The 11,439-nt window shown below is 62.3% G+C and carries 9 protein-coding genes; 6 read left to right on the plus strand and 3 right to left on the minus strand.

Going from position 1 to position 11,439, the window contains the following annotated elements:
• The first annotated feature begins 223 nt into the window (after positions 1-223).
• Complete coding sequence (locus tag WF331_RS01140; protein ID WP_003254526.1) at positions 224-478, plus strand: DUF2790 domain-containing protein; 255 nt, start codon at positions 224-226, stop codon at positions 476-478.
• Between the two features lie 151 nt (positions 479-629).
• Here WF331_RS01140 and WF331_RS01145 read toward each other — a convergent pair whose 3' ends face one another.
• Positions 630-2,189 (minus strand): sigma-54-dependent phenylalanine hydroxylase transcriptional regulator PhhR, encoded by a 1,560-nt coding sequence (locus WF331_RS01145; RefSeq protein WP_016498484.1) that lies wholly within the window; start codon positions 2,187-2,189, stop codon positions 630-632.
• A gap of 255 nt (positions 2,190-2,444) precedes the next feature.
• Between WF331_RS01145 and phhA the strand changes: the two genes are divergently transcribed.
• The 4 genes from phhA (at position 2,445) to WF331_RS01165 (ending at position 5,340) form a co-directional block, all read left to right on the plus strand.
• Complete coding sequence (gene phhA, locus WF331_RS01150) at positions 2,445-3,233, plus strand: phenylalanine 4-monooxygenase (RefSeq protein WP_016498483.1); 789 nt, start codon at positions 2,445-2,447, stop codon at positions 3,231-3,233.
• Positions 3,234-3,273: 40 nt separating this feature from the next.
• Positions 3,274-3,630: a 4a-hydroxytetrahydrobiopterin dehydratase gene (locus WF331_RS01155; protein ID WP_019472967.1), complete on the plus strand. Its 357-nt coding sequence runs from the start codon at positions 3,274-3,276 to the stop codon at positions 3,628-3,630.
• A gap of 291 nt (positions 3,631-3,921) precedes the next feature.
• Positions 3,922-4,050 (plus strand): hypothetical protein, encoded by a 129-nt coding sequence (locus WF331_RS01160; RefSeq protein ID WP_016488505.1) that lies wholly within the window; start codon positions 3,922-3,924, stop codon positions 4,048-4,050.
• A 90-nt stretch (positions 4,051-4,140) separates the two neighbouring features.
• Entirely contained in the window at positions 4,141-5,340 is a 1,200-nt protein-coding gene (locus WF331_RS01165) for an MFS transporter (protein WP_016498481.1), read from the plus strand.
• 137 nt (positions 5,341-5,477) lie between these two features.
• On the opposite strand, the gene ydiJ is transcribed toward WF331_RS01165, so the two are convergent.
• Positions 5,478-8,498 carry a D-2-hydroxyglutarate dehydrogenase YdiJ gene (gene ydiJ, locus WF331_RS01170; protein ID WP_016498480.1) on the minus strand — a complete coding sequence of 1,007 codons (3,021 nt, stop codon included), beginning with the start codon at positions 8,496-8,498 and terminating at the stop codon, positions 5,478-5,480.
• A gap of 152 nt (positions 8,499-8,650) precedes the next feature.
• On the opposite strand from ydiJ, the gene WF331_RS01175 reads away from it, so the two are divergent.
• Complete coding sequence (locus WF331_RS01175) at positions 8,651-9,535, plus strand: LysR substrate-binding domain-containing protein (RefSeq protein ID WP_016498479.1); 885 nt, start codon at positions 8,651-8,653, stop codon at positions 9,533-9,535.
• A gap of 181 nt (positions 9,536-9,716) precedes the next feature.
• Here WF331_RS01175 and WF331_RS01180 read toward each other — a convergent pair whose 3' ends face one another.
• Positions 9,717-11,135 carry an amino acid permease gene (locus tag WF331_RS01180; protein WP_162465267.1) on the minus strand — a complete coding sequence of 473 codons (1,419 nt, stop codon included), beginning with the start codon at positions 11,133-11,135 and terminating at the stop codon, positions 9,717-9,719.
• Positions 11,136-11,439: the final 304 nt, after the last annotated feature.

Raw genomic sequence — 11,439 nt, forward strand, 5'->3', positions numbered from 1 at the left:
TACAGATTCTGTCAAAACACTTTATCAAAAGACCCACTGTTTCGGCCTTGGCCAGCGCCATAAAATTCACCTCGCCAGCAACGGCAAGGCGATTAACAACTGGTAACAGCCCCCACGAAGGCAAGCGTTAATCTCCATCTAATCCCGATAGTTAAAACTAGCAATACTCGCGGCGCCATAAGCGCCGCGTGCCCCCTCACGACCTTAGACAGGTAAATAGAAAATGAAAGCTTTACTGGTATTGGTACTTGGCAGTCTTTGCGGCGCGGCGATGGCCGGCGAAGCCAAAGATGCCGAGCAGATTCCGGTTGAACAGTACAGTTACTCGCAGCACCTGGACATTGCCCGCGTCATTTCCATGAGCGAAGTGCCCAATGTGTGCGAAGTCGTGCCAGCCCGCATGACCTACGAGGACTCCCAGGGCCAGAAGCACATTCTCGAATACCGCGTGATGGGGAACGGCTGCTCCAACGGCTGATACCTTATGAATTGGGGGCCCTGCGGCCCCCTTCGCGGCACAAGGCCGCTCCTACAGGTATTGCGCAATCCTCAAACCCGCGCCGTACCTGTAGGAGCGGCCTTGCGCCGCGAAAGGACTGCGAAGCAGTCCCAAGTTCTTTGCCCGACAACTAATCCGCAGACTTGCCAAGCGAATAATCCCTTAACTTGTTGGCAATTGTCGTGTGCGATACACCCAATCTTTTGCCCAAAGCCCGACTACTCGAAAACTCCCCCATCAAACTTTCCAGTACCGCCTTTTCAAAGCGCCCGACAATCTGCGAAAGATCCCCTTCCAGCGAAAACTCACCCAACGGTTGCCGCGCGCCATAATCCGGCAAGCGAATATGCTCGCTTTTGACCACGCCGCCTTCACATAAAGAAACCGCCTGGAACAATACGTTTTCCAACTGCCTTACATTACCTGGCCAATGGTATTGCCCAAGTTTGTCCATTGCGGCCGGCGCCAGGCGGGGCATGGCGCAGCCAATCTGCCGGCTGGCCTGATCGAGAAAGTGCTGTACCAGCCCTTCCAGCCCATCCATGCACTCACGCAAAGGCGGAATGTGCAGCGACAATACGTTGAGGCGGTGATACAGGTCCTGGCGAAACTCGCCACGGGCACACAGCTCGGACAAATCCACCTGGGTCGCGCAAATCACCCGCACATCCAGGTAGACCTCTTCATCGCTGCCTACCCGGCGGAAGCAGCCGTCCTGCAGAAAGCGCAGCAGCTTCACTTGCAGGCGCGGGCTCATCTCCCCTACCCCGTCAAGAAACAGCGTGCCGCCAGCGGTCAGCTCCAGCAACCCGAGCTTGCCCTCCGCCCGCGCCCCTTCGAATGCCCCGGGGCCGTAGCCAAACAGCTCGGTCTCGGCCATCGACTCCGGCAACCCGGCGCAATTGAGCGCCATCAGGGGCGACTGGCCGCGCGGGCTGGCCAGGTGGCAGGCGCGCGCCAGCAGCTCCTTGCCGGTACCGGTCTCGCCCTCAATCAGCAAGGGGGCATCCAGCGGTGCCATGCGCCGCGCCTCACGCACCACGGCGGCCATCACCCGCGAGCTCTGGAAGATGCTGTCGAAACCGCGCAGCTCCTGCTTGCGCACGTTGTAGATACGCTCGCCGATGCGGTCAGCCCGGTGCAGGGTAAGTACCGCGCCCGCCAACGCCTCACTGTCATCGTGCTCGGACTGCAATGGCGCGATATCGGCCAGGAACACATCGCCTTTGACCTTGATGCGCATGCCGTTGATGCGCGACTTGTTGGCCCGCACCAGCTCCGGCAGGTCGAAGTCTTCCACGTAGCGCGCCAGCGGCATGCCGGGCACCTCGTCCACCCGTACTCCCAGCAGCTGCGCCGCAGTACGGTTGGCGGCGACGATACTGCCGCCCATGTCGATCGACAGCACCGGGAAATCCAGCGCGCCCAGCAGTGCGTTCAGCTCCATGTGCCGGCGCTCGCTGGGCATCAGCCCCACGCGCTTGACGCCGAATACCCCGGCAATCGCCTCGAACTTGGGCCGCAATGCCTGGAACTGCAGGTTGATCAGGTTCGGGCAATGCAGGTAGATGGCGTTGCCGTGGTCGCCGCCCACCTCACCGCGTAGCACGTTGATGCCGTACTCCACCAGCAGGTTGAGGATGTCGCGCAGGATGCCAATACGGTTCTGGCAATGCACTTTGATACGCATGAGGGCTCTCGAAGCGCCAATGTTTTTCAACACCGCGCAGAAAATTCGTAAAGATAAGCTGACAAAAACCGCGCAACCATCAGCCAGATGCCTCGGATTTTCCGACACCTTCTCGATTTTGTAAAATTATCGTTACGAAAGTAGGGGGACGAGCAACTACAAGCCCTGCCATCCATCGTGCAAACCGACCCGGGTGAGGATATTACTTAGGCATGTCCTGCACATAACAAGAAAAGCCCTCACCAGGAGAGCCTCATGAAACAGACGCAATACGTGGCACGCGAGCCCGATGCGCATGGTTTTATCGATTACCCGCAGCAAGAGCATGCGGTATGGAACACCCTGATCACTCGCCAGCTGAAAGTGATCGAAGGCCGCGCGTGCCAGGAATACCTGGACGGCATCGACCAGCTCAAGCTGCCCCATGACCGTATTCCGCAGCTGGGCGAGGTCAACAAGGTGCTGGGCGCCACCACCGGCTGGCAAGTTGCCCGGGTACCGGCACTGATCCCCTTCCAGACTTTCTTCGAATTGCTGGCCAGCAAGCGCTTCCCGGTCGCCACCTTCATCCGCACCCCGGAAGAGCTGGACTACCTGCAAGAGCCCGATATCTTTCACGAAATCTTCGGCCACTGCCCGCTGCTGACCAATCCGTGGTTCGCCGAGTTCACCCACACCTACGGCAAGCTCGGCCTGGCTGCGACCAAGGAACAACGCGTGTACCTGGCGCGCCTGTACTGGATGACCATCGAGTTTGGCCTGATGGAAACCCCGCAGGGTCGCAAGATCTATGGTGGCGGCATTCTCTCGTCGCCCAAGGAGACCGTCTACAGTCTGTCTGGTGAGCCCGAGCACCAGGCTTTCGACCCGATCGAGGCCATGCGCACGCCGTACCGCATCGACATCCTGCAGCCGCTGTATTTCGTGCTGCCGAACATGAAGCGCCTGTTCGACCTGGCCCACGAAGACATCATGGGCATGGTCCATAAAGCCATGCAGCTGGGCCTGCACGCGCCGAAGTTTCCACCCAAGGTCGCCGCCTGAACGACCCTGCCGATAACAACTCGAATTGGAAAGACACCCCATGAATGCCTTGAACCAAGCCCATTGCGAAGCCTGCCGCGCAGACGCACCGAAAGTCTCCGACGAAGAGCTGGCCGAGCTGATTCGCGAAATCCCGGACTGGAACATTGAAGTACGTGACGGCCACATGGAGCTTGAGCGCGTGTTCCTGTTCAAGAACTTCAAGCACGCCTTGGCGTTCACCAACGCCGTGGGCGAAATCGCCGAAGCCGAAGGCCACCACCCAGGGCTGCTGACCGAGTGGGGCAAGGTTACCGTGACCTGGTGGAGCCACTCGATCAAAGGCCTGCACCGCAACGACTTCATCATGTGCGCGCGCACTGACAAGGTGGCTGAAACGGCTGAAGGCCGTAAGTAATCGCTTAGAAACTGGGGCCGCTTCGCGCCCTTCGCGGGCTTGCCCGCTCCCACAAAGACGGCGCGCGCCTCTGGTTTTCGCGGTCCCTGTGGGAGCGGGCAAGCCCGCGAAGGGGCGCGAAGCGGCCCCAATTATTTACAGGAAGAATGTGCGCTGTTCGCCCGCAAAACCGACAAACGAACGGTAAAAAATCCAAACTGTCATCCAGACTTGTGTATCCTGCCCCAGCTTTGTGAAGCTTCAACCGCGCCTGGCGCAGACTTTTCACTCACACTTGCGAGGAACGACGAGATGCACGAAATCCCGAATCTTCCCTTCCCAAGCCTGAACCCAGAAGAGCCATCCGTGACCGTTCACGCCGAACCGGCAGCAGCCGTCGAGCAGGATGGTGACGATCAATCCAGCGCTGACCAGGAATAACTGCGCATCCCCGACTGTGTGAAAACGGCTGACCTGCGGGCTACCCCCGTCATCACGTTTTCACACCGTCCTGAACACACGTAGGTCCCCATGCCCGACTCACCGCGCCCCCTTGCGGTCACCCTGCAAGTCGTCTCCATCGTCCTCTTCACCTTCATCGGCTACCTGAACATCGGCATCCCACTGGCCGTGCTGCCCGGCTATGTGCATAACGACCTGGGTTTCAGCGCCGTGGTCGCTGGCCTGGTGATCAGCGTGCAGTACCTGGCCACCTTGCTCAGCCGCCCCACCGCCAGCCGAATCATCGACAACCATGGCAGCAAGAAAGCCGTCATGTATGGCTTGGTCGGCTGCGGGCTTAGCGGGGTATTCATGCTGGCCTGCGCCTTCCTCACCCACCTGCCATGGCTGAGCCTGACCTGCCTGCTGGTAGGCCGCCTGGTGCTGGGCAGCGCCGAAAGCCTGGTGGGCTCGGGCGCGATTGGCTGGGGCATCGGCAGGGTGGGCGCCGAAAACACCGCCAAGGTCATCTCCTGGAACGGCATCGCCAGCTATGGCGCACTGGCCATCGGCGCGCCCCTGGGTGTGCTGATGGTCAAGGGCCTGGGGCTGTGGAGCATGGGCGTCAGCATCATCCTGCTGTGCGCCCTTGGCCTGCTGCTGGCCTGGCCCAAGCAGGCCGCGCCTATTGTCAGCGGTGTACGCCTGCCGTTCCTGCGGGTGCTGGGCAAGGTGTTCCCGCACGGCTCGGGACTGGCCTTGGGCTCGATCGGCTTTGGCACCATCGCCACCTTCATCACCCTGTACTACGCCAGCCGTGGCTGGGCTGATGCGGCGTTGACCCTGAGCCTGTTCGGCGCCAGCTTCATCAGCGCGCGGCTGCTGTTCGGCAACCTGATCAACCGCATTGGCGGGTTCAGGGTGGCGATTGCCTGCCTGTCGGTGGAAACACTCGGGCTGCTGATGCTGTGGCTCGCTCCCAGTGCCGAACTGGCACTGGCGGGTGCAGCACTGAGCGGGTTTGGTTTCTCGCTGGTGTTCCCGGCATTGGGCGTGGAGGCGGTGAACCAGGTGTCGGCGGCCAACCGCGGCGCGGCGGTGGGGGCGTATTCGCTGTTCATCGATTTGTCGCTGGGGGTGACCGGGCCACTGGTGGGCGCGGTGGCGGCGGGGTTCGGGTTTGCTTCGATGTTTCTGTTTGCGGCGGCTGCCGCGGCTTGCGGGCTGGTGTTGAGCCTGTATCTGTACCGGCAGGCGCGCCGGCATAGAGATCGGGGGCAAGAACCCTGACCTTGCAGTGCCTGCACTGGCCCTATCGCCGGCAAGCCAGCTCCCACAGGATCACCACAGGCCTGAACATTGTGGCGATCCTGTGGGAGCTGGCTTGCCGGCGATAGGGCTGCAAAGCAGCCCCGAGGCCCTGAAGATTAACGCTGGGCGTACTGCAACACCACTTCCAGCGGATGGCGCATCTTGCGCTCGGTCATGCGCTTGACCTGGCTACGGCACGAGTAGCCCGTCGCCAACGGCTCCCCTTGCTTGTCCAGCTTGGTCGCCCAGCTCTGCTCGAAGATGGTCCGCGATGTCTCCTGGTTACGTGCCTCATGCCCGTAGGTACCGGACATGCCGCAGCACCCCGTCGCCTCGGTCACCAGCTTCAGGCCCAAACGCTCAAACACCTGCTCCCACTGCCGGGTGCTGGCTGGCACGTTGGTCTTCTCGGTGCAATGCGCCATCAGGCGGAAGTTGCCCGGCGCGGTCGGCGCCTGTTCGGGCAGCACATCCATCAGCCACTCCTGCGGCAACAGCACCTTCGGGCAACCTTCCAGCCCCGGCACTTTCTGGTATTCCTGGCGATACACCAGGGTCATCGCCGGGTCCAGGCCCACCAGCGGCACGCCGCAGTCGGCCAGGGCCTTGAGCTGGGTGGCGTTGCGGATCGCCGCCTTGGCGAATGCACCGAGGAAGCCCTGCACATGCAGCGGTTTGCCGTTGGCGCTGTACGGCGCCAGGAACACCCGATGACCCAGGCGGTGGGCCAGGTCGATAAAGGCTGACAACAGCGGCGTTTCGAAGTAGCGGGTAAAGGCGTCCTGCACCAGCACGATGCTGCGTTCGCGCTGGGCCGGGGTCAGTTCACGCAGGGCCGGCACACTGGCCACGCCAACGCGGCAGCGGGTCAGGGTGGCCTGGAAGTTGAAACGGCTGATCAGCGGGCTGTCGACCATGCCGATCTTGTCGGCCAGCAGCCTGGTCACCCACTTAGAGCCCATCACCGCGTTGTAAAGCCCTGGCGCGTGGGCCAGGTACGGAATGCTGAATTCCAGCGAGCCAATCAGGTAGTCACGCAGCGGGCGCTGGTAGCGGCCGTGGTACAACTCGAGGAAGCGTGAACGGAAGTCCGGCACGTTGACCTTGATCGGGCACTGCCCGGCGCACGACTTGCACGCCAGGCATCCGGCCATGGCGTCGTACACTTCATGGGAGAAATCTTCCTGCCCCTGGCTGCGTGCGCGGTTGTTGCGCAGGCGCGCTGGCAGGCCCTTGAGCCACGACACCTTGTTGCGCGCCGCGGCCAGCACGTCGATGTTCGCCTCGCCCTGCAGGCGCAGCCATTCGCGCATCAGCGAAGCACGGCCCTTGGGCGAATGCTGGCGTTCGCGGGTGGCCTTCCACGACGGGCACATGGCGTCGTTGGGGTCGTAGTTGTAGCAGGCGCCGTTGCCGTTACAGTGCACGGCACTCGGGAAGTCCTGCCACACGCGCTCGTCTATGGTACGGTCGAGGTCGCCGCGCAGGGTCACGCCATCGACCGGGGTCAGGCCTTCGGCGCTGCCTGGCGGGGTGCAGATCTTGCCCGGGTTGAGCTGGTTGTGCGGGTCAAAGGCACCCTTCAGGCGCTGCAGCGCCGGGTACAGCTCGCCGAAGTACTCCGGCACGTATTCGGAGCGCAGGCCTTTGCCGTGCTCGCCCCACAGCAAACCGCCGTAGCTTTTGGTCAGCGCCGCCACCGCATCGGAAATCGGCTTCACCAGCGCAGCCTGGGCCGGGTCTTTCATGTCCAGTGCCGGGCGTACGTGCAGCACGCCGGCATCGACGTGGCCAAACATGCCGTAGGTCAGGCCGTAGCCATCGAGCAGCGCGCGGAAGTCGGCGATGTAGTCGGCCAACTGCTCCGGCGGTACCGCGGTGTCTTCGACAAACGGCTGCGGGCGCACCTCGCCCTCGACGTTACCCAGCAAGCCCACCGAGCGCTTGCGCATGACGTAGACGCGAGTGACCGCCTCGGCGCCTTCTGCCAGGGTATGCCCCAGGCGCTCGACGCTGGTGTCCGCCTGCAAGTGTTCGACAAAAGCCTGCACCCGGGCGTTGACCTCCGCCGGCTCGTCGCCACAGAACTCCACCAGGTTGATGCCCAGGGTGGGGCGCTCGGGGTCGGCCGGGAAGTATTCGGCAACGCTGTGCCAGACGATGTCTTTCATCGCCAGCATCAACACCCTGGAGTCGACGGTCTCGATGGACAGTGGCTTGTGTGCCATCAACGCGTTGGCGTCGCGCAGGGCATCCATGAAGCTGGTGTAGCGCACGTTGACCAGCACCGCGTACTTGGGGATCGGCAGCACGTTGAGCTTGGCTTCGACCACGTAACCCAGCGAGCCTTCGGCGCCACACAGCACGCTGTTGAGGTTGAAGCGGCCCTGCTCGTCGCGCAGGTGCGCCAGGTCGTAGCCGGTCAGGCAACGGTTGAGTTTGGGGAAGGTGGTTTCGATCAGTTCAGCCTGAGTTTCCTGAATCTCGCGGGCCATGCGGTACACCTCGCCGACCCGGCCGGGCGCGGCGCAGGCCTGCTCCAGTGCGGCATCGTCGATCGGCAGGCTGTGCAGGCGCTCGCCACCGAGCAGCACGCTGTGCAGCTCCAGTACGTGGTCGCGGGTCTTGCCATAGGTGCAGCTGCCTTGGCCGCTGGCGTCGGTGTTGATCATGCCGCCGACCGTGGCGCGGTTGGAGGTGGACAGTTCGGGGGCGAAGAACAGGCCGTGCGGCTTGAGCGCCGCATTGAGCTGGTCCTTGACCGTACCGGCCTGCACCCGCACCCAGCGCTCCTCGACGTTGATTTCGAGGATCTTGTTCATGTGCCGCGACAGGTCGACGACAATGCCGTCGGTCAACGACTGGCCGTTGGTGCCGGTACCACCACCGCGCGGGGTCAGCTTGACGTCCTGGAAGCGCGGGTCACCCATCAGCGTGGCAACCCGCGCCACGTCGTCGGCGTCCAGCGGGAACACCGCCGCCTGAGGCAAGCGCTGGTAGATCGAGTTATCGGTGGCCAGCACGGTACGGGTGCCGTAGTCGGCACTGATCTGGCCACGGAAGCCGCTGCTGCGCAGGGCTTCGAGGAATTCGGGGTAGTTGGCGCTCGGTGCAACGGTCGGCAGCTGGGCGATCATCGAAGGATGGCCTCTTGATATTGGCTAATTCACGGGATTCCTGTCGCTCCGGCATAGGTGTTGCAATGCCAGGGTGACGTATAGGCCAATGTTCCTGTAGTTTCGCCTCAGGGGCAAACGGATAATCCTGCCGCTATCAATGACTTTTATGAATGAATTACCGCCACCTGACACCGTCCATGTCGCTGCTGCTGGCATTCGAGGCCGCCGCCCGGCATGAAAGTTACACCCGCGCCGCTGCCGAACTGTCACTGACCCAGAGCGCGGTCAGCCGCCAGGTGCAGGCGCTGGAACAACAACTGGGCCTGACCCTGTTTCGCCGCGAAGGCCGCCAGGTGCAGCTGACCGATGTCGGCCGGCTGTACCAGCGCGAGCTCAGCGAGGCATTGGGGCGCATCCGCAGCGCCACCCTGCAGGCACTGGCCTACCAGTCGGGGGTGGGCACCTTGCGCCTGGCCACCCTGCCCACCTTCGGCTCGAAATGGCTACTGCCGAGGCTGCATGCGTTCTACAGCGCCCACCCGGGCATGCTGGTGCACATTCATTCGCGCATCGAAGCCATCAACTTCGACACCAGCGAAATCGATGCCGCCATCGGTGTGGCCAGCCATGATCTCCCGGGGCTGATCTGCCATCGCCTGCATGCCGAGGAACTGGTGGTGATCCTGCCGCCGGAGGCCGGCGCAGATAGCCAGGGCTGGAGCCCGGCAAGGATCAGTGAAGAGGTGCTGCTGAATGTGGCCAACAACCCCCATGCGTGGGGCGAGTGGTTTTCGCACCATGGCCTGCCGCACCGGTCGATGCGCCTGGGGCCGAGCTTTGAGCTGACGTCGCACCTGATTCAGGCCGTACGGGCCGGGATTGGTATCGGTCTTGTGCCGCGCATTCTGGTAGAGGAGGAGTTGGCCAAGGCAGAGCTGTACAGCCCTGGGGTGGCATTTGCCAGCCAGCGTAGTTACTACCTGATCTATCCGCCCCGGAATGAGGCCTTGCCGTCGTTACGGGCATTCAGGGGCTGGTTGCTGGAGCAGATCTGATCGCCTTCATTGCCAGTCCCGGCCTCTTCGCGGGCACGCCCGCTCCCACAGGTACAGCGTTGCTCCTGAAGCCTGTGGTGATCCTGTGGGAGCGGGCATGCCCGCGAAACGGCCCGGGCAGACAACAAAAAACCCCAAGTCAGTCGCCTGATTTGGGGTTTCTGCAGACTACATTGCCGAGTTACTTGGCTGCGGTACCCGCAACCCCACCGGCATTCATCCTGCGGCGCGGCTTGACCATGTAGACAACGAACATCGCAAACAGCCACACCGGGATCGCATACACCGAAACCTGGATGCCCGGGATCATCAGCATGATGCCCAGAATCAGCACCACGAAGGCCATTACCACGTAGTTGCCATAGGGATACCACAGCGCCTTGAACAGCGGCTTCTGGCCAGTACGGTCCAGGTGCTGACGGAACTTCAGGTGCGAGTAGCTGATCATCGCCCAGTTGATCACCAGGGTAGCCACTACCAACGACATCAGCAGCTCCAGGGCGTTCTGCGGCATCAGGTAGTTGAGCAGCACGGCGACAAAGGTAACGGCAGCCGACACCAGGATCGCACGCACTGGCACGCCACGCTTGTCGACCTTGGCCAGCGATGCCGGGGCATCGCCCTGCTCGGCCATGCCCAGCAGCATGCGGGCGTTGCAGTAGGTGCCGCTGTTGTACACCGACAGCGCGGCGGTCAACACCACGAAGTTCAGCAGGTGGGCGGCCACGTCACTGCCCAGCAGCGAGAACACCTGCACGAACGGGCTGCTGCCGTAGCTGCCACCCGAGGCATCGATGCTGGCGACCAGGTTGTCCCACGGGGTCAGCGACAGCAGCACCACCAAGGCACCGACATAGAAGATCAGGATGCGGTAGATGACCTGGTTGATCGCCTTCGGGATCACGGTCTTGGGCTTGTCGGCCTCGGCAGCGGTGAAGCCAAGCATTTCCAGGCCACCGAAGGAGAACATGATGAACGCCAGGGCCATGACCAGCCCGCTGACACCGTTCGGGAAGAAGCCGCCATGGGACCACAGGTTGGCGATGGTGGCGTCCGGGCCACCGCTGCCGCTGGTGAGCAGGTAGGCACCCAGGCCGATCATGCTGACGATTGCCACGACCTTGATGATGGCAAACCAGAATTCGGCTTCACCGAAGAACTTCACGTTCATCAGGTTGATGGCGTTGATCAGCACGAAGAACGCCGCCGCCGTGACCCAGGTAGGGATCTCCGGCCACCAGTAGTGAACATACTTGCCGACCGCCGAAAGCTCCGACATGCCCACCAGGATGTACAGCACCCAGCAGTTCCAGCCCGACAGGAAGCCGGCGAAACCACCCCAGTAAGTGTGGGCAAAGTGGCTGAACGAGCCGGCCACCGGCTCTTCGACAATCATTTCGCCAAGCTGGCGCATGATCATGAAGGCGATGAAGCCGCAAATGGCGTAGCCAAGGATCATTGACGGGCCGGCGGATTTCATCACGCCTGCCGAGCCGAGGAACAGGCCGGTACCAATCGCACCACCAAGGGCGATCAACTGGATGTGGCGGTTCTTCAGGCCCCGCTTTAGCTCGCCTGAATGCATGTTTTGTCCACTCATGAACGAAGTCACCTGCATTGTTTTTATCTGTGACGGAATCGGACCCACCGCGCTCGTGGCGCAGCGGAATGGGCAAGGTGGTTACCTTGGGTTTCTTGACCTCAGGTGCCGCCGGAGCGGGTCAACCAGGCGTGATCAAGAGTGCGCGGTACGCAAGAGGGTCACAGGTAAAACGCGGCGCACTGTATACCCCTGCAAACGCGCAGGCGTCAACGCGTTGCGTCCTTCCATCCGGAAAAAACGCAGCGATCCTGTGGTATGGGCCTTGAAAGGCGGAGTGATCGGCGTACATGGCGCCTCCATT

Source organism: Pseudomonas sp. YNh (assembly GCF_037993085.1).
GTDB classification, from domain to species: domain Bacteria; phylum Pseudomonadota; class Gammaproteobacteria; order Pseudomonadales; family Pseudomonadaceae; genus Aquipseudomonas; species Aquipseudomonas putida.